The sequence below is a fragment of the Pseudomonas sp. URMO17WK12:I12 genome (assembly GCF_000514395.1).
Taxonomy (GTDB): Bacteria; Pseudomonadota; Gammaproteobacteria; order Pseudomonadales; family Pseudomonadaceae; genus Aquipseudomonas; species Aquipseudomonas mucoides.
Window position 1 is genome coordinate 169486 of the sequence record NZ_KI911392.1, and the last position, 24978, is coordinate 194463.

Sequence of the window (24978 nt, forward strand, 5' to 3'; positions counted from 1 at the left end):
AACCCTGACGATCACCGAGGATACAAAAATGAACTTCAAATCCGCTACCGCTGGTGCCGCTCTCGCCTTCGCCGCTGCAACCTTGTTTGCCGGTGTTGCCACGCAGGCCCAAGCCGCCGACGCGGCTCAGGTTCACTGCTACGGCGTGACTTCCTGCAAAGGCATGAACGATTGCAAAACCGCAGAAAACGCCTGCAAGGGTCAGGGCGTCTGCAAAGGGCACGGCTTCAAGGCGATGACTCAGGCCGAATGCATGAAAGCGGGCGGCAAGGTCGGCGAATAACCGACCGCCGCTTGGCGCCGCAGTGGCTACCCATGGCCACTGCGGCTTTTTTGCGAGGAGTCCGCAAATGTCTGCATCCCTTCCTTGTCTGGGTTATGGCCTGGGTTTGCGCAGTGCCTACTACCAACAGATTCTTGATCAGTCGCCGGCCGTGGACTGGTTCGAAGTTGTCTCCGAAAACTTCATGGTGCAGGGCGGCAAAGCCCTCTACTACCTTGATGCCATCGCCGAGCGTTATCCGCTGGTGATGCATGGTGTGTCGCTGTCCATTGGCGGGCCGCATGCTCTCGATCCGGGCTATCTGCAACAGCTCAAACGGCTGGCTGATCGCGTCAAACCGGCGTGGATTTCCGATCACTTGTGCTGGAGCCGTGGCAACGCCCATCAGTTGCATGATTTGTTGCCATTACCGTACACCGAAGAAAGCCTGTATTACGTGGCAGGTCGAGTGCGCCAGGTGCAAAACGTTTTGCAGCGCCCCTTGGTATTGGAGAACGTCTCCAGCTATGTGCGCAGTGCCGGCGATGATTTCAGCGAGTGGGAATTTCTTCGCGCCTTGAGTCAGCTGAGCGATTGCGAGCTGTTGCTGGACGTCAACAATGTCTATGTCAGCTCACGCAATCATGGCTTCGATCCGTGGACCTTCATTCAAGGTTTGCCGGCGAACAGGATTCGCCAGCTCCACCTGGCCGGCCATAGCGATTACGGCGATTACGTCATCGACACCCATGACCATCCCGTCAGCGATCCGGTCTGGGCGCTTTACCAACGAACCCTCGATTACCTCGGTCCTGTTGCTACGCTGCTGGAGCGCGATGACCATTTTCCGCCGTTTGCAGAACTGCTCACTGAACTGCAAAAAGCCCGGGAGCTGGGCGAGAGCGTGCTGGCCCGGAGGCACAAATGCGCCTGAACGAATGGCAACAGTCCTTTGAGCGTTACCTGTCGGGAGAGTCTTCGGTAGCTGACTTGGCGCTGGGCTCAAGCCTGATGGGTGGCCCGACGCTGGATGTCTGCACGGGGCTGGCGATTTATCACAACGCTTACCAAGCCCGGCTGCAGGAAGTGCTGCGCGGCGACTATCCCGCAGTCCTTAACTGGCTAGGTGACGACGAGTTCGAACGGCTCGCCACCACGTACATCCGTCAAAATCCCTCGGCTCACTACAGCCTTCGCTGGTTCGGCGAAGGCTTCAAAGCGTTTATTCGCCAGCACTTGGTGCAAGAGCAAAGTGCACCACTGGCCGAACTCGCCGCTCTGGAGTGGGCTTTCACGCTGGCATTCGATGCGCCACCGGGAACGCCGTTGACGATGCAGGACATGGCGGAGCTGGCGCCGCACGACTGGCCGACGCTGCGAGTCAGCCCCAGTCCTTCGCTGCAATGGCTTGAATGTGCTTTCAACAGTGTGGCGCTTTGGCGATCAGCCAAGGATGAAACGCAGTTCCCTGGCAGTACGGGACTCGACGCTCCCAGCGTTGTGGTGATCTGTCGAAATGATCTGGTTTGCCACTATCGAAGCCTGGAACCTGAAGAGGCCAACGCTCTAAAAGGACTGTTTGAACAGGGATGGAATTTTGCTGAACTGTGCTCCGAATTGACAGTCATCTATGGAGAGGGCGCACCACTTCAAGCTGTGACCTGGCTCAAGCAGTGGATTCACGATGGTTGGTTGCAGCGTGGCAAATCATAGAAGTCGGCTATTAATTCGATAGCCAGCTAATTTTCCAGGATGGTCTACCCTCACATCAGACGTCTGAAACCAGGGGAACACTCCATGCTCGCGCATCTTCCACCGGCCTTACAGAATCTGCAGCTACCGCTACGCCTGCGACTCTGGGACGGCCATGAATTCAATCTGGGGCCGACGCCCAGCGTCACGATTGTGGTCAAGGACCCACAAATGGTTACCCAGTTCACCCATCCAAGCCTGGACGCGCTCGGAGCGGCGTTTGTCGAGGGTAGACTTGAGCTGGAAGGCTCCATCAGCGACGTTATCCGCGTCTGCGATGAGTGGAGTCAGGCGATGCTGGACGAAAACGACGACAATCAGCCGGTTCGTACCGTCCACGACAAGGAAACCGACGCCAAAGCCATCTCCTATCACTACGACCTGTCCAATGCGTTTTACCAGCTGTGGCTCGACAGTGACATGGCGTATTCCTGTGCGTACTTCGAGACCGGTAGTGAAACCCTGGAGCAGGCGCAACAAGCCAAATTCCGTCATTTGTGCCGCAAGTTGCGGTTGCAGCCGGGTGAATATTTGCTGGACGTCGGTTGCGGTTGGGGCGGACTGGCGCGGTACGCGGCGCGGGAGTTCGGCGCCAGGGTATTCGGCATTACGCTCAGCAAAGAACAACTCGCCCTGGCCCGTGAACGCGTGAAAGAGGAAGGTCTGGAGGATCTGGTCGAGCTGCAACTGCTCGACTACCGCGACCTGCCTCAAGATGGGCGCTTCGACAAAGTGGTCAGTGTCGGCATGTTCGAACACGTCGGCCACGCGAATCTGGCTGAGTACTGCAAAACCTTGTTCGGCGCGGTGAAAGAAGGCGGCCTGGTGATGAACCACGGGATCACCGCCAAACACACCGACGGCCGTCCGGTGGGACGCGGTGCCGGCGACTTCATTGAGAAATACGTGTTCCCCAACGGCGAGCTGCCGCACCTGTCGATGATCTCGGCCGAAATCAGTGAAGCAGGTTTGGAGATCGTCGACGTCGAGAGCTTGCGCCTGCACTACGCGCGTACCCTGGACCACTGGAGTGAACGCCTGGAAGACAATCTGGAAGCGGCGTCCAGGCAAGTGCCGGAGCAGGCCCTACGGATCTGGCGGCTGTACCTGGCGGGATGCGCTTATGCGTTTGCCCGGGGCTGGATCAACCTGCACCAGATCCTCGCGGTCAAAGCCCACCCCGATGGCAGCCATGAATTGCCATGGACCCGCGACGACATCTACAACCCTTAGAGAATCGGTGAAATAAGCCGGGCGACCCGCATGCCGATCTGTTGCAGGCGGTGGGTCTCCCGGCTTTCTTCCTTGGCGATTTCATGGGCCTGATTGAAGTCTTCGTTGAGCATCTGCTCCACCTCGGCGGCAAACGCGCTGTCGACCGTCAACAACATCACTTCGAAGTTAAGCCGGAACGAGCGGTTGTCCAGGTTGGCACTGCCGATGGCGCTGATTTCATTGTCGATCAATACCACTTTCTGATGCAGGAAACCGGGCTCGTAGCGGAACACCCGCACCCCCGCGCGAACGGCCTCGAAGGCATAGAGGCTGGAGGCGGCATAGACGATACGGTGGTCCGGACGCGAGGGCAGCAATAGACGCACATCGACACCGCGCAGCACTGCCAGCCTGAGTGCGGCAAACACCGCTTCGTCGGGGATGAAGTAGGGGCTGGTGATCCACACCCGCTCGGTCGCGGCATGGATGGCTTCGACGAAGAACAATGAACAGGTTTCGTAGGAATCCGCCGGGCCGCTCGCCAGCAATTGGCAAAGCACGCCGTCGTCCGGATACACATCCGGCAGGATCAGCGGCGGCAACGACCGTGCAGCCCAGAACCAGTCTTCGGCAAAAGACTCCTGCATGCAGGCCACCACCGGACCGCGGACTCGAACATGGGTATCTCGCCAAGGCGCGAGCGGTGGTTTCTCGCCCATGTATTCGTCGCCAACGTTATGCCCACCCACGAATCCCAGGACACCATCGACCACCACGATCTTGCGATGGTTGCGGAAATTCACCTGGAAGCGATTGAGCCAGCCACTGCGAGTGGCGAACGCTTTGACTTCGACGCCGGCATCGCGCAACGGTTGCACGTAGCTGTGGGGCAGGGAGTGGCTGCCAATGCGGTCGTACAGCAAGTAAATTGCGACGCCTTCGGCCGCTTTTTCCAGCAGCAGGGTTTGCAGGCGTTGGCCGAGACGATCATCGTGGATGATAAAAAACTGAATCAGCACGGCTTCTTTCGCCTGGCTGATAGCCTCGAAAATCGAATCAAAGGTGGCTTGGCCATTGATCAACAAATGCACTTCGTTGTTCGCCAGGCACGGCATGCGGCCCAGTTTCGGCATCGCCCGCAACGACGCGTAGGCGTTGGAAGCACGAGCGGTCAGCGCCTCCTCGACCCAGGGGCGCCAGTTGAGCTCGGAGATGGCTTTGCGCATCTCTTCGTTGGCCTGGCGCCGCGCCTTGATGTAGCCATCAAAGGTACTGCGGCCGAAGACCAGATAGGGGATGAGCGTGAGATAAGGAATAAACACCAACGAAAGCGCCCAGGCAATCGATCCCTGGGCGGTGCGGACGGTGAGCACGGCGTGAATGGCAGCAATCAGGCCCAGCGTGTGAAGCAGTGCAATGGTGTAGCCGAAAATGTGCGGTCCAAAGTAATCCATGGGGCAGCCTTGCTCCTGAAGATTCAGTGCTTAACAGACCATGTTCCGTGCAGAATGTCGCTATTTAATTGGCCCATGAACCGAAGCCGATGCCCGGCGTCTAACGGCCACAACTGATCAGGAGTTACTCGATGAACGTTCGTCTGCTGGGTTTGGCCATGGCTGTTGGTTTGTCACTTCCGGTGGCGGCTCAGGCACAGATGCTGCAACCGGGGTTATGGGAATTGACCACCAGCAACATGAAGGTCGATGACCAGAACCTGCCGGACTTGCAACTGATCCTCGGGCAGTTACAGAGCCAGATGACCCCGGAACAGCGCGCACAATTGGAGAAACAGGGCATCACCATGGGCGGCAAAGGGATTCGGGCGTGCCTGACACCGGAGCAGGTGAAGACCGACAATATTCCACTGACCGACCCGCAATCGGGCTGCAAGCAGGAAATCACTGATCGCTCTGGTAACCAGTGGAAATTCCGTTTCAGCTGTCCGAAAGCGCAAGGCGCCGGTGTGGCTACTTTCCTCAGCGACCGTGAGTTTACCACCAAGGTCAACGGCACTTTCAACGCTACCGGCATTAATCAAAAGGGCAGCCTGGAAAGTCGTGCCGTGTGGCTGGGACAGGATTGCGGAACGGTCAAGCCCCGCGCTTAAGACCTTCGTCGTTACGCCCGCTCCCTACACGCTTGTGCGGGAGCGGGCTTGATTCAGCCACTGACACGCTGCCTCAATACCCATCCTGCCGAAATCCTCGCCCGCACCGCTGCGCAAACTGACGAACTCTCCTTCCTGTTCCTTCTCGCCCACGACCATCAGGTACGGCACTTTTTGACCGTGCTCACGAATCTTGTGGCGGACCTTTTCATGGCGCAGATCCACATGGACGTGCACACCGCTTCGGCGCAATGCCTCGGTCACCGACTGGACATAACTCGCCTGGCGCTCCGCCATGCTGACAATCATGACCAGGGGCGGTGCTCGCCAGCTGTCCAGTTCCTGTTGGCAAGACCAACACGTGCCGTAGACCCGTTGTTCAGACGTACCGCTGATGTAGTCGAGGGAAAACGCCTGCAACACCTTCGTGGCTGGAACCTGTGGGCCTGCCGTTAAATGCTCGAAGTCTCCCAGGCGGTATAGCGACCGTCGATCTTCTGCCTTCGAGGCTCGGCGGCGGATTGAGTGGTTGGTCGCGGCCAGCAGCTGCATGCGGGCTTCGATCAGCGGCAGGTCGTCGCGGGTTAACGATTGATTGAGGGTAAACCCGCAGAAGAAACCATCCCCCAGCGCCGACCCGGCCTGCAGCTGAACATGGGGATGAAGTTGCTTGACCGCCATCGCCAGTATCAATGCACAAGAGCGTCGAAGAATCTCCAGGCCATCGGGTTCTTGAGGCGTGACGATGTTGACCCGAGCATCGCCTCTGATCACGTATTCGCAGTCCACCAACACGCCGTCCACCCGACCGGCCACCGCCGCTTTGGCCAGCGCGGGGCTGATGCTCGCGGCGAGTTCGTACACGGACAATGGCTGATCGTATTCACGCAATGAACCATCGGGCAGGCGGATCTGAATCATGGTGATGCTCTCGAGTGCTTCTGTATTACGCGCTAGCGCATAAACCGTAATGGTAATCCCTGACAGTTGTCATTAAGACGTTTGTCGTGCCAGGCAATTTGCCCGGACACCAGCGTGGTGCTGACACTGTGACGAAAACGCTGCCGGGCGAAAGGCGTCCAGCCGCATTGAGACAGGATGGGCTGCTGGGAAACGGCAACGCCATCGGGTTCGGATTTGATCAGAACGAGGTCGGCCCAATAGCCCTCGCGCAGATAACCGCGGTCGGGGATGGCGAACAAATCGGCTACGCGGTGACTGGTCTTGGCCACGAGGGTGGTTATCGGCAGGACTTTGTCAGCCATTAATTCCAGCAACGCGGGCAGGGCGTGTTGCACCAGCGGCAGGCCGGAAGGAGCCTGATGATAAGGCTGTTGTTTCTCCGCCCACGTGTGCGGCGCGTGGTCGCTGCCGATCACATCGAGTCGATGGCTGTGCAGTGCCTGGCGCAATGCATCGCGGTCGGCTTGAGACTTGATGGCCGGGTTGCACTTGATCAGATTACCGAGGCTGGAGTAGTCCCGATCATCGAACAGCAAGTGGTGCAGGCACACTTCGGCGGTAATGCGTTTGTGGGCCAGCGGCTTGTCTTCAAACAGCGCCAGTTCGCGGGCGGTGGTCAGGTGCAACACATGCAATCGCGAGCCATGCCGCTTGGCCAGGTCCACGGCCATCGAGGACGAGCGAAAGCACGCCTCGGCGTTGCGGATCAATGGATGGGCGGCCGCCGGAATGTGTTCGCCGAACAGGTCTCGAAGGTTTGCGTCGTTGGCCTCGATGCTGGGCGTGTGCTCGCAATGGGCCAACAGAATCGTCGGCACTTGGGCGAATAACCGCTCCAGAATCCGAGGATCATCGACCAGCATGTTGCCCGTGGAGGCGCCCATGAACACTTTGACGCCGGCCACTTCGCAAGGGTTGAGCGCTGCGATGGTGTCGAGGTTGTCATTGCTGACGCCGAAATGGAAACCGTAATTGGCCACTGAACTGATCGCCGCGCGCCGCTGCTTGTCAGCCAGGTCTGCGAGGGTCAGAGTCGCCGGACGGGTGTTGGGCATGTCCATGAAACTGGTGATTCCCCCAGCCACCGCGGCCCTCGATTCCGTGTAGAAACTGCCCTTGTGCGGTGCGCCGGGATCGCGAAAGTGCACTTGGTCGTCGATCATTCCGGGTAGCAGCCATTGACCGTCGGCATCGATTTCCACGTCGGCATTTTCACCCTGGATGCTGCTGGCGATCTTCACGATTCGACCATTGCTGACCAGCAGATCTCCCTCGAACTCACGGCCTTCGTTCACCAGCCGGGCATTGCGAATCAGCACACTGGTCATGGTCAGAACTCGTTTTGCAGCGCTTTGTAACCGCGCACCAGGTCGACGTTGGTGCGCGCCACGTCTTCGGAAAACTCCGAGGCGCTGACGCTGACAGGGGGGAACTGCGACAGGTCGGTGTTCGGTCCGATGCGGGTGGTGGAGGGGACGTAGAAGTCATCGGGCAAGTCGCGACCGTCGACCACCGAGTTATGCCGCACGACGCAACCATCACCGACCGCGCAATTGAACAGCACACTGTTGAAGCCGATGAACACCCGGTCACCCACGGTGCAGGGGCCATGCACAATGGAGCGATGGGCGATCGAACTGAACTCGCCGATGGTGACGGCGGCGCCGGACTTGGAATGAATGACCACACCGTCCTGGATGTTCGAGTTGGCGCCGATGGTGATCGGCTCCATCTCACCGCTGGCGTCTACTTCGTCGGCGCGAATCACCGCGTAAGGACCGACGAAGACGTTCTCTCCAATCAGCACTTTGCCGCAAATGATGGCGGTCTTATCTACGTAGGCGGACTCCGCAATTTGCGGCAAATCCCCTGAAGGGTTCTTGCGGATCATGGTTTGCTCAACGCTTGGTAGAGGGTGTTGAGGTTGTATTCGAACAGCCCGGCAAAGGTGCTGGCCGGCCCGGTGGCGGCGAGTGCATCGGAGTACAACGTGCCACCGATCTGCGCGCCGCTTTCATCGGCAATCTGTTTCAGCAGGCGGGCGTCCTTGATGTTTTCCATGAACACCGCTTTGACCTTGGCTTGGCGAATCTGGGTGATCAGTGCAGCGACTTCAGCGGCCGACGGTTCACGTTCGGTGGACAGTCCTTGCGGTGCCATGAAGTCGATCCCGTAGGCCTGACCCAGATAGCCGAAGGCGTCATGGGAGGTGACGATTTTTCGATTGCCCGGCGGCAGGGAGCCGAGCTTGGCCTTGGCTTCGGCAAGCAGGGCGTAGATCTGTTTCAGGTAGGCCTGACTGTTGCGTTGGTAGTCGGCGGTGTTCGCCGGGTCGGCGGCGATCAACGCTTTGGTGATGTTGGCGATGTACAGTTCGGTGTTCGCCAGGTTGTGCCAGGCATGAGGGTCAGGAATGGTCTCGCCGTCTTCATCCAGCGAGCGCGGAATGACACCGTGACTCGCACTGATCACCGGCGCCTTGGTTTCGGTACTGGTCACCAGACGGTCCAGCCATGGCTCAAAACCCAATCCATTCTTGATGATCAGCTTGGCCCTGAGCAGTGCCTTGGCGTCATCCGGCGTCGGCTCGTAGGTGTGGGCGTCGGCGTCCGGACCGACCATATTGGTGATCTGGATATGCTCGCCGCCGACCTGATGGGTCATGTCGGCGAGGATGCTGAAGCTGGTGACCACCTGAAGTTTTTCCGCCGCAGACAGCGACATCGACAGCATCAAACTGAACAGTACGAGTAGAGCGCGCATCGGGCAACACCTCATTGGGATGTGAGCAAAGGCGGGCGGCGCAATAAACCGTGCACCGGCCCCAACACCACGGACAACAGATAAAAACCACCGGCCACCAGCACAATCGCCGGACCGCTGGGCAGCGAGTAGAAGAACGACAGCAGTAATCCGAGCCACACCGAGAGGCAGCCGAGCACGGCGGCGATGGCAATCAACACCGGCAAACGGCGGCTCCAGAAACGAGATGCGGCGGCGGGCAACATCATCAGACCGACCACCATCAGCGCGCCGATAGCCTGGAAACCGATCACCAGATTCAGCACCACGAGCGTCAGGAACACACCGTGGGCCAGCGGTCCGAGACGGCTGACGGTTTGCAGAAAGAGCGGGTCGAGGGTGTCCAGCAACAGCGGTTTGTAGATCAGGCCCATGGCGATCAGGCTGAAGCCCGAGACCCACAACATGCCGGTCAACGTCGGGCCATCGACCGCCAGTGCGGAACCAAACAACAGGTGCAAAAGGTCCAGGCGCTTGCCGGCAATGCCCAGGATCAGCACTCCGCTGGCGAGGGAAATCGGGTAGATCGCTGCCAGACTGGCGTCTTCTCGCAAGCCGGTACGACGGGTGATCCATGCGGCCAGTCCGGCCATGCTCAGGCCTGCGCCCAAGCCACCAAACGTCAATGCCGGCAAACTCAATCCCGCGAACCAGAAGCCGAGCGCGGCGCCGGGCAATATGCCGTGAGCGACGGCATCGCCGATCAGGCTCATACGTCGCAAGATCAGAAATACCCCCAGCGGAGCCGTGCTGCAGGCCAGGACGAGTCCGCCGATAAGTGCCCGACGCATGAACACAAACTCGTGGAAGGGCTGCCAAAGCTGAGTGGCTGCGAGCATCAGGCCACCTGCGTTTGTGGTTGTTGGCGGATCAGTTCGGTACTAGGCCCGAGTAGGCAGCCGCTGCTGTTGATCAGCAGTGTGTGTGGAATGTGTTGGCGAACGGCGGCGAGGTCATGGCACACCACAACCAGGGTTCGACCCTCGGCATGCCATTGGTGGATATGTTTCCAGAGCAGCGATTGACCGAGTTCGTCGAGCGCCGCGTGCGGTTCATCGAGCAACAACAAGGGCGTTTGCGCAAGGCTCAATCGGGCGAGCAGGGCGCGTTGCAGTTCTCCTCCGGACAAGGCCATCAAAGGGCGTTGCTCCAGACCGCTGAGGCACCAATCTTCCAACACTGTTTTCAGGCGTTGGCTGCGCAGTTCGGGCGATTGCTTGCTACCCCAAAAACCGGCGGCTACCAACTCTTGGAGACTGATAGGAAATTGCCGGTCCAGGTGTTGTTGCTGAGGGAGGAAGGACAGCGAGCCCTGGCGTGGAACATCGAGGAAGATTTTGCCTGTGAGTGGTTTTTGCAATCCTGCGATGACTTTCAGCAAGCTGCTTTTCCCCGACCCGTTGGCACCGATCACGGCGGTCAGGCTTCCCTTGGGCAATTCGAAATCCACGGGAGGTGTGAGTGGCTGGCCGGGGGCGCCCCAGCGCAATGCCTGGCAACGGATCATGCAGCCTCCCAATTCCAGCGGCTTTCGGCAACGGCATCATGGGCGTGCAGGCTTTCGGCGTGGACGACCCGGACGTGAAAGGCGTGGATGCCGGGTGCGCGTTTCAGGGCGAGGTTCAGGCGTCGCGCAGCGTCTTCGCAGAACATCAGGTTCTGACCATTGGCCAAGGCGAAGGCTTGTTCATCGGCGCGCTTGACCGCGGTTTGTACGGCAGTACCGAGAGCGGCTTCGGCGTTGTTGATGAGGGTGATCAGTGGCAGGTCATCCAGATAATCGTCCAGACGCACGCTCAAATGTGCGGTGCTGCGTTGGCTATGGGGCGTCGCAACGATGCCTTTTGTGGAACCGAGCCATGCCAATACATCGGCGTGTTGCAGCGACTGGTTGGCAAAGTCATCGACGAATTGCTGCTGAATCAACTGCCGGGACAGTGCCGCTGAACACGGGCAAGTTGAGGAATAAGCAACGCCGATTTTTAGTTCCACGTGGAACATCGCGTTTTTCAATCGCGCTTCAATGCTCACCGGGTAGCTTTTCCAACCGGCCAACGGGCTGATTAACGCTGGCCTTTTGAGCAGCAAATCAGCGTGAATTTTTAAGTAAGCGTTGCGGGACAGTCCTTCATGGCTGTCGAGAAAACTTTGCAGGATTCGTCGCAACAAGGTCGGTGTCAGGTTTTCCTGCTCGAGCATTTCCAGCGCCAGATACAACCGCGACATATGAATACCGCGTGCCTCTCCGTCATCGAGGCTCACGCCCGCATCTGCTGTTGCGCTCAGGCGTTGGCCATCGAACAGAACAGGAAGAGCAATGCCGCACATGCCCACCCAGTCGAGTGGCAGAGCTTGGCGAGAGGCTTGCGCGGCGATATCCGGCAGAGTCAGCGCATTCATGAGCAGGTCCATCGTGGGAATCGATTGGGCATGTTATGTTATTACATTAAATTCGACTACGCCTTTTTCTCGAGCGGTCCTCTTCATGCACAGACGTCACTTGCTCAACCTGATTCTGGCCAGCGCAGCCTTCGCGTTGCCCTTTGGTGTCTCGGCCACGCAAATTCGCAACGCACGGTTGTGGCGGTCGGATGACAAGCTGCGATTGGTGTTTGATCTGAGCGGGCCGGTGCACTACAAAACCTTTTCACTCAGTTCGCCCGAGCGGCTGATCATTGATCTGAGTGGCGCCAACCTCAGTGGCGATTTCAGTCAGCTATCCCTCGCCAATACGGTGATCCACTCGATCCGCTCCGGGCATTTTGGTCTGGGGGATACGCGAATCGTCCTCGACCTCAGCGGCCCGGTGCAGCTCAACAGCTTTTTGCTCCCGCCGCAGGAGGGGCAAGGCCATAGGCTGGTGCTCGATCTGAAGTCCGCTACGTCATTGCCCGTTGCTGTGCCCTCAGAGGTGATCCAGGACACGGCGCACGCCAAACGCGACATCATCGTGGTGGTCGACCCTGGTCATGGCGGGAAAGACCCTGGCGCGGTCGGCGCCAAGGGGGAGCGAGAGAAAGACGTGGTGTTGTCCATCGCTCAGCTGCTGGCCAAGCGTCTAAAACGCGAAAAGGGCTTTGACGTGAAGCTGGTGCGCAACGACGACTTTTTTGTTCCGCTGCGCAAACGGGTAGAGATAGCGCGCAAGCACAACGCCGACATGTTCATCTCGGTGCATGCGGACGCAGCCCCGCGTCTTACGGCTTCCGGTGCTTCGGTGTATTGCTTGTCTGAAGGCGGGGCGACCTCGGCCACGGCGCGCTTCATGGCACAACGTGAGAACGGCGCGGATTTGCTGGGCGCCACTCGTTTGCTCAATCTCAAGGACAAAGACCCGATGCTCGCCGGGGTCATTCTCGACATGTCGATGAACGCCACCCTGGCCGCCAGTTTGCAGTTGGGCAGTACGGTCCTGGGCAGCCTGGCGGGGATCACCACGCTGCATCAAAAGCGCGTGGAACAAGCAGGATTTGCGGTGTTGAAGTCGCCGGACGTGCCGTCGATCCTGGTGGAGACCGGCTTCATTTCCAACGCTCGCGACAGTCAGCGACTGGTCACCGCACGTCATCAACAGGCCGTGGCGGACGGTTTATTCGAAGGGTTGCAGCGCTATTTCCAGAAAAATCCGCCCGCCAACAGCTACATCGCCTGGCAACAAGCGCAGAAAAAAACGCAGGTCTAGCAGCCGGTAATCCGGCTGCAGGTGAACTTGGCGCTGCTGCCACCCGAACTGGAGAAGCGATTGATGGTGGTCCAGCCCACCCGACGGTTGTAGCCAACCCAGGCCTCGCCGTCGGAAGCGATGCCGGTGAAAAAGGTCAGTTGCCCGTAGCGGCTGTTGGTCTGTGCCCAGTAGCGCTTGCCCGCCATTTCGAAGCCGCGCAGATAGATCGTGCTGCCGACGGTGTTGACGCTGTAGGCGTTGCCGTCGACATCCACGCAGGCCAGCAGATTGGCGCTACGGGTGCATTGGGCCAGGCTCGGAATCTGCGCCCAGGCCTGTGTGGCCATCAGCAGCGAAACACTCATCAGCGCCAGTTTCAGGGCAATACGCATGGGATTTCTCGGGGACTGGACGGCCTTTAGCATCGGTCGCTTTGGTGCCATGGGCAAGAAGAGAGTGGCTTGATTGTGTTGTTATACTATAACATTTAAAAAAGCCCGACTCTGCGACCGGGCATCCTTGTGAGGAATATCTGATGCCCAATCGTCTACCCGTGACCGTCCTCTCGGGCTTTCTCGGTGCCGGAAAAAGTACGCTGCTCAACTACGTCCTGCGCAATCGCGACAACTTGCGGGTCGCGGTCATCGTCAACGATATGAGCGAGATCAACATCGATGGCAGCGAGGTCCAGCGTGATGTCAGCCTGAACCGCGCCGAAGAGAAACTCATCGAAATGAGCAACGGCTGCATTTGCTGCACCTTGCGCGAAGACCTGCTCGAAGAAGTCAGCAAACTCGCCAGGGACGGGCGTTTCGACTACCTGTTGATCGAATCCACCGGCATTTCCGAACCGCTGCCCGTGGCGGAAACCTTTACCTTCCGTGATGAAGAAGGGCAAAGCCTGGCCGACATCGCGCGGCTCGACACTATGGTCACCGTGGTGGATGGCATGAACTTCCTGCTCGACTATCAGGCCGCCGAAAGCCTTGCGTCCCGTGGCGAAACGTTGGGTGAGGAGGACGAGCGTTCGATCACTGATCTGTTGATCGAGCAGATCGAATTTGCCGATGTCATCCTGATCAGCAAGATCGACTTGATCAGCCGCCGCGAGCGCGAGGAGCTGATTGCGATTCTTCAACGCCTCAACGCGCAGGCAGACATCATTCCCATGGTCATGGGCGAAGTGCCCCTGGAAAAAATCCTCAATACCGGTCGCTTCGACTTTGAAAAAGCCGCTCAGGCGCCGGGCTGGTTGCAGGAATTGCGTGGCGAGCATGTGCCGGAAACCGAGGAATATGGCATCGCCTCGACTGCTTACCGGGCCCGCCGCCCCTTTCATCCGCAACGCTTTTTCAGCTTCATCGACCGCCCTTGGGTGAACGGAAAACTGCTGCGCTCCAAAGGGTTTTTCTGGTTGGCGAGTAAGCCCATGGACGCGGGCAGCTGGTCCCAGGCGGGGGGCTTGATGCGTCATGGTTTTGCGGGGCGCTGGTGGCGATTTGTGCCGAAAACCCAGTGGCCGCAGGATGAAGAAAGTACCGCCGGGATCATGGAGAACTGGACCGCCGCCACCGGCGATTGCCGCCAGGAATTGGTGTTCATCGGCCAGAACATCGACTTCGCACAACTCACCGCCGAACTCGATGATTGTCTGCTGACTGAGGCCGAAATGGCCTTGGGTGTCGACGGTTGGCGATTGCTGCCAGATCCGTTTGGCCCCTGGCACGAAGAGGTCGCCGCCTGATGTTGGCGCCGAGTTTGAAGCGGCGTTCGGTCGTTCATCCTGTCCAGGGCGAAACGCCGCAAACGCTCGCGAGAATCCTCGATGACGAGGTAAACCTCGCCGTTTGGCAGCGCCAGCTTCCGGTGCATATCAACGATTTCGGCCAGTTGTTGCTGTCCCTCAACGTACCGTTAGCCGAGTCGCTGGTTGTGGAGCTGCCCAGCGATGACGCCGAACCCAATCTACACGGGTTGGCGGCTGGGTTCAGCGATCTGCACGGGTATGAGGACTTCATTGCCGACGTGTCGTGGCTGGTCAGCGCGTTTGCCTGTTTGTTAGGCGCCCAGCGCATCGGCCTGCGTTTGCGGGCGCTGGACAAGGCCATGTGCCCGCGTTTCCACGTCGATCATGTGCCGGTGCGGTTGATCACTACGTACTCCGGTATCGGCAGTCAGTGGCTGCGAGAGGGCGTGATGGATCGTCGCCAATTGGGTAAGCCTGAGGCTGAGCCTGTAGAGGATTCGCTGATCGAGCAGGTCGCCTGCGGGGACGTGGCGCTGTTCAAGGGCGAGAAGTGGCACGGCAACGAGGGTTTCGGCCTGATTCACCGCTCGCCGCAACTCGCTTCGGCTGAGCGTCGATTGATCCTGACCCTAGATTGGCTCGGCTAACGCCTCAAGGCGTGAGCCAGCTGCCTTGGCTCTGCGCTTCGCAAAACGGCTTCAAATAGGCCGCATCGGTGGCTACGCCGTAATAGTGAATGTCCTGCCGGTAAGGCATATTGGCGACTTGAGCGTTGCTGCACACCCCGAAGGCGCCGGTTGGGCATTGCTCAACATACTGCACGTCGACGGTCTGCCCGGCCAGATTGGGCTGGCAGAAGCCGTCGGCGAAGAGCTTTTCCGGGATATTGCGGTTTTGCTGGCAGACTTTCACGTCCAATCTCGCGGATGTGGTATGTACCACGCAGGCTTGGGCGAACACCTCGCTGGAACATAGCGCCAGCAGTAACGACAATCCCATCAACCGCATCTTTTACCTCCTCAGAAAACACCGACCATGTTGCAGAACATTCCCACTCACGTCATTGCCGGTCCATTAGGTGCCGGCAAAACCAGCCTGATCAAGCACCTGTTAACGCAGCGGCCGGTCGGCGAGCGTTGGGCGGTGTTGATCAACGAATTCGGGCAGATCGGCCTCGACGCTGCGCTGCTGACCTCGGACGCCGATGGTATCGCACTGGGCGAAGTGGCCGGCGGCTGTTTGTGTTGCGTCAATGGTGCGCCGTTTCAGATCGGGCTTGGGCGCTTGCTGCGCAAGGCCAAGCCGGATCGGTTGTTCATCGAACCCTCTGGCCTCGGCCATCCGGCCCGGCTGCTTGAGCAGTTGAGTGAGGCACCATGGGTCGGTGTACTGGCGGTACAACCCTGCGTACTGGTGCTGGATGCCTATGCGCTCGCGGCTGGCAAACCGCTGCCTGCGGCGCAACAGGAGACATTGAACAGCGCCGGCTTGTTGGTGTTGAACAAGGCGGAAGATCTCGACGCCGATGATCGCCAGCGCATCGCCGCGCCGTTACTGCCGCGTCCTCTGTACTGGACGCAGCACGCTCAGTTGCCATTGAGCCACTTGCCGGGACTCCAGGCTCAGGCCTTAGCGGGTGTGGATAACTTCATCGTGCCCAAGGGGCTGGCGCAACTGCCGGCCATCTGGACGGATCCCGCGCTGCCTATTTGCTTGAGTCAGGAACAGGAGGGTGGCTGGAGTATCGGCTGGCGTTGGCACCCGAGCCAGAGGTTCGACGTGGCGCGCATCGGGCTGTGGCTTGAAAGCCTGTCCTGGCGGCGGGCGAAGCTGGTTATCCACAGCGTCGACGGTTGGGTGTCGGCCAATGCTTTGGATAATTCGGTACTGGAGTGGAAGCCCAGCGAATGGCGCCAGGATTCGCGGATAGAACTGATTTTCAACGAGCCGCAGGAAGTGGATTCACTGCAAAGCGCCCTGGCTGACTGTCGGTCGAGTTAAGGGCGCCACTTGGTGTGTTCTTGCCGCCACTGGCTCAACTCGATCACCTCGGCGCGAGGCTTCACCACATCGACGATCGCAGGCGTGTCGTCGAACGGCATCGGGTAGGGCGCCAGTTCGATCTGCGCGCTGTGGGCGCCGAATTGGGTGATGGTGCCGTTGTGGCGGGTTTCGCCGGTCACGGTGAACTCAAAGTTGTACACGCGAGCCAGGCGCCGCCGGCCGTTGGCATCTTTGATGAACGCGATCTTTTTCAAGGCCACGTTGCCGTCCAGCAACTCGATGCCGAGCTTGGCGCAATGCTGTTTGACCCGCTCCAGCGCACGCTCGCGCAAGCCGTGGTTGTGCCACAACCACGCGCCACCGGTGGCGAGCAACATCAGCACGAAGATATTTCCGAGGGTCAGCATCAACAGGTTGCTCCAACTAGATGGTGTCAGCTTAACTGCGTCTCTGGTCTGTCGTACAGGCTGCTTTTCGTCGCATACTGCGCGGCTTGAATTTCAATCGTTTTACGGAAAACTCACCGCATGAAACGTACGCCCCATCTGCTCGCCATTCAGTCCCACGTGGTGTTCGGCCACGCTGGCAACAGCGCCGCGGTTTTCCCGATGCAGCGGGTCGGGGTGAATGTCTGGCCGCTCAACACCGTGCAGTTTTCCAACCACACCCAATACGGCCAGTGGACGGGTGAGGTGCTGGCGCCGCACCAGATCCCTGAGTTGGTCGAAGGTATTGCCGCGATTGGCGAGCTGGGCAACTGCGATGCGGTGCTGTCCGGTTACCTGGGCAGTGCGGCTCAGGGCCGGGCGATCCTGACCGGCGTGGCGCGCATCAAGTCGATGAACCCCAAGGCGCTGTATTTGTGCGACCCGGTGATGGGCCATCCGGAGAAGGGCTGCAGCGTTCCGGCTGAAGTCAGCGATTTCCTGCTGGAAGAAGCGGCGTCGGTGGCTGACTTCATGTGCCCGAACCAGTTGGAACTGGACAGCTTCTCTGGACGCAAACCGCAGTCACTGTTCGACTGCCTGGCCATGGCGCGAGCGCTGTTGGCGCGTGGGCCTAAGGCGGTATTGGTCAAGCATCTGGATTACCCCGGCAAACCGGCGGATGGCTTCGAGATGTTGCTGGTGACTGCCGAGGGCAGCTGGCATCTGCGGCGTCCGCTGCTGGCGTTTCCGCGTCAGCCGGTGGGCGTGGGCGACCTGACGTCCGGGCTGTTCCTGGCGCGGGTGTTGTTGGGCGACAGTCTGGTCGCTGCGTTCGAGTTTACGGCCGCAGCGGTGCATGAAGTGTTGCTGGAGACTCAGGCCTGTGCCAGCTATGAGCTGGAACTGGTGCGGGCGCAGGACCGGATTGCTCATCCGCGGGTGCGGTTTGAGGCGACGGCGATCAGTCTTTAATCCGCGTTGCTCGCCCCCACAGTGGATTTGCGAACGACACAGATCCAATGTGGGGGCGACGGTGCGACCTGCTCGCGATGACTATCTAAAACAGGTCAAAGCCCTCAGGCATCACCCTTGATTTCCTGATAGCGCTTTTCCAGCTCCTGACGAATCTGCCGACGCTGCTGTGCCTGGATGAAGCGGCGCTTTTCTTCGCTGTTGTGCGGTTGCAAAGGCGGTACGACCGCGGGTTTTCGGTTGTCATCCACCGCGACCATGGTGAAAAAGCAGCTGTTGGTGTGGCGCACCGAGCGCTCGCGGATGTTCTCGGTCACCACCTTGATGCCCACCTCCATGGAGGTGTTGCCGGTGTAGTTGACCGACGCCAGAAAGGTCACCAGTTCGCCGACATGAATCGGCTCGCGGAAGATTACCTGGTCCACCGACAGCGTCACCACGTAGCGACCGGCATAACGGCTGGCGCATGCATACGCGACTTCGTCGAGGTACTTGAGCAAGGTACCGCCGTGGACATTGCCAGAGAAGTTGGCCATGTCGGGGGTCATCAATACCGTCATCGACAGTTGTGCGTTTCCGGGTTCCATAGCGTTCTCACGGTTCAAGGCAGAATTTCAGGGGCGCACCTCTGCGGGTGCCTTGTCAGCTTTTCAAAACCAACAGTTATCGGGACGCCGGGCAGCTGGCTGCCGTCACGCCTGTTTCGATCTGTTTCCATATATTGCACCGCCTTTGCGGCACAAGTCCCGGTGTTAACCTCCAAAAGTCCCCGCTTAAGGAGCACACGCCATGCATGCCATCAGTTTCATTCAGGATTTGGCAGTGATCATGTTGATCGCCGGCGTGGTGACCGTGCTGTTCCATCGCTTCAAGCAGCCCGTGGTGCTGGGCTACATCGTCGCCGGTTTCATCATCGGCCCGCACACGCCGCCGTTCGGGCTGATCCACGACGAAGAAACCATCAAGACCCTCGCGGAGCTCGGGGTGATCTTCCTGATGTTCTGCCTCGGTCTGGAATTCAGCCTGCGCAAGTTGTTCAAGGTCGGCGCGACGGCGTTCATCGCGGCGTTCCTTGAAATCGTGTTGATGATCTGGATCGGCTACGAGATTGGTCGCTGGTTTGACTGGAACACCATGGATTCGCTGTTCCTCGGCGCGATCCTGGCGATTTCCTCGACCACCATCATCGTCAAGGCACTCAACGACCTGAAGATGAAGAACGAGCGTTTCGCGCAGTTGATCTTCGGTGTGCTGATCGTCGAAGACATCCTGGGCATTGGCATCATTGCGTTGCTGTCGAGCATCGCCGTCAGTGGCACGGTCAGCTCTGGCGAAGTGTTTTCCACAGTCGGCAAGCTTTCGCTGTTCATGATTGTTGCGCTGGTCATCGGGATATTGCTGGTGCCGCGGCTGTTGGCTTACGTGGCCAAATTCGACAGCAACGAGATGCTACTGATTACCGTTCTGGGACTATGTTTCGGTTTCTGCCTGCTGGTGGTGAAGCTGGAATACAGCATGGTGCTCGGTGCGTTCCTGATTGGCGCGATCATGGCCGAGTCTCGACAACTGTTGAAAATAGAGCGCCTGATCGAGCCGGTTCGCGACTTGTTCAGTGCGATTTTCTTCGTCGCCATCGGCCTGATGCTGGATCCGATGATCCTGCTGCAATACGCCTGGCCAATCGCCGTGATCACCGTGGCGGTGGTGCTTGGCAAGATGCTGTCCTGCGGACTCGGGGCATTTATCGCCGGCAATGACGGGCGCACCTCACTGCGCGTGGGGATGGGGCTTTCGCAGATCGGCGAATTTTCTTTCATCATTGCGGCGTTGGGCATGACGTTGCAGGTGACCAGCAACTTCCTCTACCCAGTCGCCGTGGCGGTTTCGGTGATCACTACGCTGCTGACTCCGTACCTGATCCGCGCGGCCGATCCGTTGTCGATCAAGCTCGCCGCCGTGATGCCGCAACGGCTGGGAAGGGTGTTCGGGATGTACGGCGAATGGCTGCGCAGCATTCAACCGCAGGGCGAGGGCGCGCTGCTGGTGTCGATGATTCGGCGGATTTTGTTGCAGGTGGGGGTTAATCTGGCGCTAGTGATTGCGATTTTCTTCTCGGGGGCGTTCTTCGCCGAGCCTGTGTCCGCGTATCTGCAAGACTGGATCAGCGACCCGAGTTGGCAGAAAGCATTGATCTGGGGGGGCGCGTTGCTGGTGTCGCTGCCGTTCCTGATCGCCGCCTATCGCAAGCTCAAGGCGCTGTCGTTGTTGTTGGCAGAGATGGGCGTGAAGCCGGAAATGGCCGGACGCCACACGCAGCGAGTGCGTCGGGTGATCGCCGAAGTGATCCCGATCCTCTCGCTGCTGGTGATTTTCCTGCTACTGGCAGCCTTGTCGGCCAGTATTCTGCCGACCAACAAGTTGCTGGTACTGATCATCGTGGTCGCTGCCGCCGTGGCAGCATTGCTCTGGCGCTGGTTCATCCGCGTGCATACGCGGATGCAGGTGGCCTTGCTCGAAACCCTGGACAACCACAATGATGCACCCGGTCACTGAGACCTGCGCCAGCTGCTACAAAGTCTGGATAGGCTAAATCAGCTTTCCAGCCAGACGTCCCGCGCCCAGTGCCACACCGATTCCCAGGTTTCTTCGGCGATCAGTTCTTCTTCGGCCTGCCACAGCACCACCGTGCCGTCTTCTTCAACGAGGTAATAGTCATCACCGTCCTGGCAGATCGGGATCATGCTGCGGTCAACGCCAGCGTCCCAGGCGTTGGCGGCAACGTCTGGCAGGTAGGTGTGGGATTGCGGGTCGGTGACAGTCACCGGTTCCAGGCTGCCGTAGACCACGTCGCTGACGGTCAGCAAAAATTCTCTGAAGACGAACGGAATGTCGATGAACAGTTGTTCTTCGATTTCCACGATTTGATCTTCGTCGGGCAGCTCCAAGGGGACTGGTACCGGTTCGTTGGCTTCACGCAGTTGTTCGATGATTTCTTCCACGTCCGGGATCCTCTTGCTTGATGGCGCGGTTTAGTTGGGGCGGTTTATACAGTAGCTCGCTATAGATGCAACCGCGAAATAGAAAACCCCAGCCGAGGCTGGGGTTTTTATTACAACACGCTTAACGCTGTGGGGGATCAGCCGTTCTGGCGGATACCGGCCACCAGCCAAGGCTGGTTTTCGCCTTGTGGACGTTCCATGTTCCAGCTTTCGCTGAACACTTCGCCCTGGTCGAAACGTGAAGTCTTCGACACGCCGCTGAAGGTCAGGGTGGCGATGGTCTTGTCGGCACGATCATCCACGCCGTCCAGTTGAACATTGAGGTTATCAATGTAGGTGGACTGGAAACCGTCGCCCAGGTCAGCACGTTCGCGCTTGAGGAACTCGAGCATTTGCGGGGTCACGAACTCGGCGATCTTGTCCATTTCGTTGGCGTCCCAATGCTGTTGCAGGGACTGGAAGTGGTTGCGAGCCGCTTCAATGAAGTTCTTTTCATTGAACCAGGCCGGAGCATTGATGACCGGACGAGCGGCAACCGGTGCAGCCGAGCCGCCGAAGATCGACCCCCCCGCAGGCTTCTGGTCGAACACTTCACGCTGCATTGGCGCGTGGCCAGCGGGAGCCATGTGCTCCTGCTGCTTGCGACGACGAGCGGCGATGAAGCGGAAGACCAGGAAGGCGATGACCGCCATGATCAGGATGTCGAAGATCTGCATGCCCTGGAAGCCGCCGCCCATGAACATGGAGGCCAGCAGGCCACCGGCAGCGATGCCGGCCAGAGGGCCGAGCCAGCGCGAAGCACCGCCAGCCTTGGCCGCAGTGCCCGCGGCACCGGCAGCACCAGCGGTCGCCGCAGCGCCGCCCATGCCTGGAGAAGAAGGCGCCATTTGGCTGGTCTGGTGGGTCGGCGCAGCGCCGACGCTTTTGCCGCCACCAAAGCGCTTGGCGTTGGCGTCGAGGCTCATCGTCAGGCCGATGCACAACGCCATGGCGATGCTAAGAAAACGTTTCATAAAGGGTAATCCCATTTGTGGATGGCACGCGCGCCATGTTGCACAGCTGAAGTGTTACTGGCTAGCGGCAGAGTGTTTCGGGCTTTTGCCTGACAGGTTGCGTTCAGCTTCAGTCAGCGCAATAAGGCCTTTTGAGTTCGGTCCGTAGGACGAGTGGATAGCTTCAGTAGGATGGATGCCTAGCGGCGCAGCGCCAGCATGATCACACCGGCCGTGATCAGGCCGATTCCACCCCATTGGCGCAGGTCGAGTTTTTCGCCCAGCAGGATCACGCCGAGCACCGCCACCAGCACCACGCTGAGCTTGTCCACCGGAGCGACCAGCGAGGCCGGCCCCCGTTTCAGCGCGCGGAAGTAGCAGATCCACGAGGCGCCGGTGGCCAGTCCCGACAGCAGCAAGAACAGGTAGCTCTTCGCCGAGATCGATCCTAATGATTGATATTGGCCCGTGGCGTACAAAATCAAGGCCAGGCTGACCAATACCACTACGGTGCGCAGCAGGGTGGCAAAGTCGGAATTGACGTTTTCGATACCGATTTTGGCGAAGATCGCGGTCAGGGCGGCAAACACCGCCGACATCAGGGCCCAGAACGTCCAGGAAGAAAAGAAGCCTGAGCCCATTATTTCGCGCCTTACAAGATCAACCTGCTGGGGTGGGGGGGGGAGCACAAACCCTGTGGGAGCGAGCCTGCTCGCGAAGGACGCACCACGGTTTATCAGATACACCGCGGCGCTTTCATTCGCGAGCAGGCTCGCTCCCACAGAAAAGCTATTAAACAGCTTCCAGCTTCGCGTAACCCAGCATCAGCCACTTGCTGCCTTCGCTGAAATTCACCTGCACCCGCGCCTGCGCACCGGAACCCTCGAAGTTGAGGATCACGCCGTCGCCAAAGATCGAGTGCCGTACAGTCTGACCCAGGCTGAAGCCGGTATCCGGAATCTCGCTGCCGCTGAACAGGTTGCTGCCGCTCATCGATTGATTGCCACCGAACGGACGGCTGACACTGTTGGACAAACGCACTTCCTGGATCAGGCCTTTAGGCACTTCCCGTACGAATCGCGAGACCTTGTTGTAGGTTTCGCTGCCGTACAGGCGTCGGGTTTCAGCATAGGTCATCACCAGATTCTGCATGGCCCGGGTGATGCCGACGTAGGCCAGACGGCGTTCTTCCTCAAGACGGCCGGGTTCTTCCAGGCTCATCTTGTGCGGGAACAGGCCTTCTTCCATGCCTACCAGGAACACGTAAGGGAATTCCAGGCCCTTGGCGCTGTGCAAGGTCATCAACTGAATGCTGTCTTCGTGCTCTTCGGCCTGAGTATCACCGGCTTCCAGCGACGCATGGCCAAGGAATGCCGCCAGCGGCGTCAGGTCTTCGTCTTCTTCGGCGTTTTCGAAGTTGCGCGCGGCGCTGACCAGTTCCTCAAGGTTTTCTACCCGAGCCTGGCCTTTCTCGCCTTTTTCCGCCTGGTGATAGGCGATCAGCCCGGATTGCTCGATGACCGTTTGGGTCATCAGGTGCAGGGGCATTTCCATGCACTTGGCAGCAAGGTTCTCGATCAACTCGATAAAGGCACCGAGCGCGCCGGCAGCGCGACCGGTCAGGCCTTTATTGGCGACCAGCAGGCGCATGGCTTCCCACATCGACACATCGCTGTGACGGGCGTGGTCGCGGATGGCTTCGACGGTTTTCTCGCCGATGCCACGGGCCGGGACGTTGATCACCCGCTCCAGCGCCGCATCGTTGCCTCGGCCTTCCAGCAAACGCAGGTAAGCCATGGCGTTCTTGATTTCTGCCCGCTCGAAGAAGCGCTGACCGCCATAGATGCGGTACGGAATGCGCTCACGCAGCAGGGCTTCTTCCAAAACGCGCGATTGGGCGTTGGAGCGGTACAAAATCGCGATATCGCTGCGAGCCAAGCCGGTTTTCAGCGCGCTTTCAATGGTTTCCACCACGTAACGTGCTTCATCGTGTTCGTTGAACGCAGCGTATAGATTGATCGCTTCGCCTTCGCCGCCATCGGTCCACAGCTCTTTGCCCATGCGCCCGGTGTTATTGGCGATCAGGGCGTTGGCGGCCTTGAGAATTCCGGCGGTGGAGCGGTAGTTCTGCTCCAGGCGAATGGTCTCGGCATCCGGAAAATCATCGGAATACTGATAGATGTTCTCGATTTTTGCGCCGCGCCAGCCGTAGATCGACTGATCGTCGTCGCCCACCACCATCAGGCTGTCGCCGCCCTTGGCCAGCAGACGCAACCAGGCGTACTGCACGGCGTTGGTGTCCTGGAACTCGTCCACCAGGATGTGGCGGAAGCGTTTCTGATAATGAGCCAGCAAACCCGGGTGGTCGCGCCACAGATCGAGGGCACGCAAGAGCAATTCGGAGAAATCGATCACACCCGCGCGCAGGCAGGCAGCCTCGTAGGCCTCATAAATGCTGCGCATGGTCGCCAGGAACATATCGCCGCTGGCTTGAATATGTTGCGGACGCAGACCTTCGTCTTTCTGCCCATTGATGAACCACTGGGCCTGGCGGGCGGGCCAGCGTTGTTCGTCCAGTCCTAGCTCGCGTATCACTCGCTTGACCAAGCGCTGCTGGTCATCGCTGTCGAGAATCTGGAATGTCTGGCTCAGCCCGGCCTCCTGCCAGTGCGCCCGCAGCAAGCGGTGCGCCAGGCCGTGGAAGGTGCCGACCCACATGCCGGCGGGGTTGAGCCCCATCAGCTGCTCGATGCGCTGACGCATCTCGGCCGCGGCCTTGTTGGTGAAGGTCACCGACAGGATTGAGTGCGGCGAGGCGTTTTCGACCTGGATCAACCAGGCGATACGGTGCACCAGCACTCGGGTTTTACCGGAACCAGCACCGGCCAGGACCAACTGACGACCCACGCGGGCAGCTACGGCCTGGCGTTGGGCGTCGTTGAGGGAGTTCAGCAGAAGGGAGAGATCATCGCGCATCGGGGCATTCTAGGGTGCGCCGCCACACCGGGCAAACCGAGCTTTGCATTAGCCGATGAAAGATGCACGGAGGACGACCGGTCAGTCACTGGCTG

The 24978-nt window shown here is 59.3% G+C and carries 27 protein-coding genes; 11 read left to right on the forward strand and 16 right to left on the reverse strand.

All coding sequences use genetic code 11. The features are described 5' to 3' along the window. Positions 1–28 precede the first annotated feature (28 nt). From D882_RS0127745 to cfaB, 4 genes are all read left to right on the forward strand, one after another. Positions 29–283: a membrane protein gene (locus tag D882_RS0127745; RefSeq protein ID WP_027926244.1), complete on the forward strand. Its 255-nt coding sequence runs from the start codon at positions 29–31 to the stop codon at positions 281–283. Positions 284–350: 67 nt separating this feature from the next. After that, complete coding sequence (locus tag D882_RS0127750) at positions 351–1196, forward strand: DUF692 domain-containing protein (RefSeq protein WP_027926245.1); 846 nt, start codon at positions 351–353, stop codon at positions 1194–1196. Continuing rightward, positions 1187–1975 carry a DNA-binding domain-containing protein gene (locus D882_RS0127755; RefSeq protein ID WP_027926246.1) on the forward strand — a complete coding sequence of 263 codons (789 nt, stop codon included), beginning with the start codon at positions 1187–1189 and terminating at the stop codon, positions 1973–1975. Before D882_RS0127750 ends, D882_RS0127755 begins: the two co-directional genes overlap by 10 nt. Positions 1976–2059: 84 nt before the next feature. After that, complete coding sequence (gene cfaB, locus D882_RS0127760) at positions 2060–3247, forward strand: C17 cyclopropane fatty acid synthase CfaB (RefSeq protein ID WP_027926247.1); 1188 nt, start codon at positions 2060–2062, stop codon at positions 3245–3247. Here the strand turns inward: cfaB and cls are convergent. After that, positions 3244–4683, reverse strand: coding sequence for a cardiolipin synthase (gene cls / locus D882_RS0127765; protein WP_027926248.1), 1440 nt, complete (start codon positions 4681–4683; stop codon positions 3244–3246). The genes cfaB and cls overlap by 4 nt on opposite strands. Before the next feature lie 131 nt (positions 4684–4814). On the opposite strand from cls, the gene D882_RS0127770 reads away from it, so the two are divergent. Continuing rightward, entirely contained in the window at positions 4815–5336 is a 522-nt protein-coding gene (locus D882_RS0127770; RefSeq protein ID WP_027926249.1) for a DUF3617 domain-containing protein, read from the forward strand. 24 nt (positions 5337–5360) lie between these two features. On the opposite strand, the gene D882_RS0127775 is transcribed toward D882_RS0127770, so the two are convergent. The 7 genes from D882_RS0127775 to folE2 are packed head-to-tail and all read right to left on the reverse strand — an operon-like array spanning position 5361 to position 11501. Continuing rightward, positions 5361–6257, reverse strand: a complete 897-nt coding sequence (locus D882_RS0127775) for a His/Gly/Thr/Pro-type tRNA ligase C-terminal domain-containing protein (RefSeq protein ID WP_027926250.1) — start codon at positions 6255–6257, stop codon at positions 5361–5363. A gap of 32 nt (positions 6258–6289) precedes the next feature. Next, positions 6290–7627: a dihydroorotase gene (locus tag D882_RS0127780; protein ID WP_027926251.1), complete on the reverse strand. Its 1338-nt coding sequence runs from the start codon at positions 7625–7627 to the stop codon at positions 6290–6292. 2 nt (positions 7628–7629) lie between these two features. After that, positions 7630–8190 (reverse strand): DapH/DapD/GlmU-related protein, encoded by a 561-nt coding sequence (locus D882_RS0127785; protein WP_027926252.1) that lies wholly within the window; start codon positions 8188–8190, stop codon positions 7630–7632. Then, entirely contained in the window at positions 8187–9062 is an 876-nt protein-coding gene (locus D882_RS0127790) for a metal ABC transporter substrate-binding protein (protein WP_027926253.1), read from the reverse strand. The genes D882_RS0127785 and D882_RS0127790 overlap by 4 nt, the downstream gene beginning before the upstream one ends. 11 nt (positions 9063–9073) lie before the next feature. Next, positions 9074–9940 carry a metal ABC transporter permease gene (locus D882_RS0127795; protein ID WP_027926254.1) on the reverse strand — a complete coding sequence of 289 codons (867 nt, stop codon included), beginning with the start codon at positions 9938–9940 and terminating at the stop codon, positions 9074–9076. Further along, positions 9940–10608 carry a metal ABC transporter ATP-binding protein gene (locus D882_RS0127800; protein WP_027926255.1) on the reverse strand — a complete coding sequence of 223 codons (669 nt, stop codon included), beginning with the start codon at positions 10606–10608 and terminating at the stop codon, positions 9940–9942. The genes D882_RS0127795 and D882_RS0127800 overlap by 1 nt, the downstream gene beginning before the upstream one ends. Next, positions 10605–11501: a GTP cyclohydrolase FolE2 gene (folE2, locus tag D882_RS0127805; RefSeq protein WP_027926256.1), complete on the reverse strand. Its 897-nt coding sequence runs from the start codon at positions 11499–11501 to the stop codon at positions 10605–10607. Before folE2 ends, D882_RS0127800 begins: the two co-directional genes overlap by 4 nt. A gap of 85 nt (positions 11502–11586) precedes the next feature. Between folE2 and D882_RS0127810 the strand changes: the two genes are divergently transcribed. Further along, complete coding sequence (locus D882_RS0127810) at positions 11587–12783, forward strand: N-acetylmuramoyl-L-alanine amidase (protein ID WP_027926257.1); 1197 nt, start codon at positions 11587–11589, stop codon at positions 12781–12783. On the opposite strand, the gene D882_RS0127815 is transcribed toward D882_RS0127810, so the two are convergent. Further along, the gene (locus D882_RS0127815) at positions 12780–13157 is read right to left on the reverse strand and encodes a hypothetical protein (protein ID WP_027926258.1); all 378 of its coding nucleotides are present in this window, start codon (positions 13155–13157) and stop codon (positions 12780–12782) included. The two genes, D882_RS0127810 and D882_RS0127815, sit on opposite strands and share 4 nt — an antisense overlap. Positions 13158–13300: 143 nt before the next feature. On the opposite strand from D882_RS0127815, the gene zigA reads away from it, so the two are divergent. Beyond that, a complete protein-coding gene (gene zigA, locus D882_RS0127820; protein WP_027926259.1) occupies positions 13301–14509 on the forward strand; it encodes a zinc metallochaperone GTPase ZigA in 1209 nt (402 codons plus the stop codon). After that, entirely contained in the window at positions 14509–15159 is a 651-nt protein-coding gene (locus tag D882_RS0127825; RefSeq protein ID WP_027926260.1) for a DUF1826 domain-containing protein, read from the forward strand. Before zigA ends, D882_RS0127825 begins: the two co-directional genes overlap by 1 nt. A 4-nt stretch (positions 15160–15163) precedes the next feature. Here the strand turns inward: D882_RS0127825 and D882_RS0127830 are convergent, their stop codons facing one another. Next, positions 15164–15520 carry a hypothetical protein gene (locus D882_RS0127830; protein ID WP_027926261.1) on the reverse strand — a complete coding sequence of 119 codons (357 nt, stop codon included), beginning with the start codon at positions 15518–15520 and terminating at the stop codon, positions 15164–15166. 27 nt (positions 15521–15547) lie between these two features. On the opposite strand from D882_RS0127830, the gene D882_RS0127835 reads away from it, so the two are divergent. After that, on the forward strand, positions 15548–16513 hold the full coding sequence (locus D882_RS0127835) for a GTP-binding protein (protein ID WP_027926262.1): 966 nt from the start codon (positions 15548–15550) through the stop codon (positions 16511–16513). On the opposite strand, the gene D882_RS0127840 is transcribed toward D882_RS0127835, so the two are convergent. Next, positions 16510–16923, reverse strand: a complete 414-nt coding sequence (locus D882_RS0127840) for a DUF3301 domain-containing protein (RefSeq protein WP_027926263.1) — start codon at positions 16921–16923, stop codon at positions 16510–16512. The genes D882_RS0127835 and D882_RS0127840 overlap by 4 nt on opposite strands. 120 nt (positions 16924–17043) lie before the next feature. On the opposite strand from D882_RS0127840, the gene pdxY reads away from it, so the two are divergent. After that, a complete protein-coding gene (pdxY, locus tag D882_RS0127845) occupies positions 17044–17916 on the forward strand; it encodes a pyridoxal kinase PdxY (protein ID WP_027926264.1) in 873 nt (290 codons plus the stop codon). Between the two features lie 104 nt (positions 17917–18020). Here pdxY and D882_RS0127850 read toward each other — a convergent pair whose 3' ends face one another. After that, entirely contained in the window at positions 18021–18503 is a 483-nt protein-coding gene (locus tag D882_RS0127850) for an acyl-CoA thioesterase (protein WP_027926265.1), read from the reverse strand. A 202-nt stretch (positions 18504–18705) separates the two neighbouring features. Here D882_RS0127850 and D882_RS0127855 point away from each other — a divergent pair, with 202 nt between their 5' ends. Continuing rightward, on the forward strand, positions 18706–20469 hold the full coding sequence (locus tag D882_RS0127855; protein WP_027926266.1) for a cation:proton antiporter: 1764 nt from the start codon (positions 18706–18708) through the stop codon (positions 20467–20469). A 38-nt stretch (positions 20470–20507) separates the two neighbouring features. On the opposite strand, the gene D882_RS0127860 is transcribed toward D882_RS0127855, so the two are convergent. The 4 genes from D882_RS0127860 to uvrD all read right to left on the reverse strand — a co-directional run bounded on the left by D882_RS0127860 (position 20508) and on the right by uvrD (position 24883). Beyond that, positions 20508–20915, reverse strand: a complete 408-nt coding sequence (locus tag D882_RS0127860) for an SMI1/KNR4 family protein (protein ID WP_007943369.1) — start codon at positions 20913–20915, stop codon at positions 20508–20510. Between the two features lie 137 nt (positions 20916–21052). Then, positions 21053–21928: a Tim44 domain-containing protein gene (locus D882_RS0127865; protein WP_027926267.1), complete on the reverse strand. Its 876-nt coding sequence runs from the start codon at positions 21926–21928 to the stop codon at positions 21053–21055. A 179-nt stretch (positions 21929–22107) separates the two neighbouring features. After that, positions 22108–22548, reverse strand: coding sequence for an EamA family transporter (locus D882_RS0127870; protein WP_027926268.1), 441 nt, complete (start codon positions 22546–22548; stop codon positions 22108–22110). A gap of 151 nt (positions 22549–22699) precedes the next feature. Further along, positions 22700–24883, reverse strand: coding sequence for a DNA helicase II (gene uvrD, locus D882_RS0127875; protein WP_027926269.1), 2184 nt, complete (start codon positions 24881–24883; stop codon positions 22700–22702). Positions 24884–24978 lie beyond the last annotated feature (95 nt).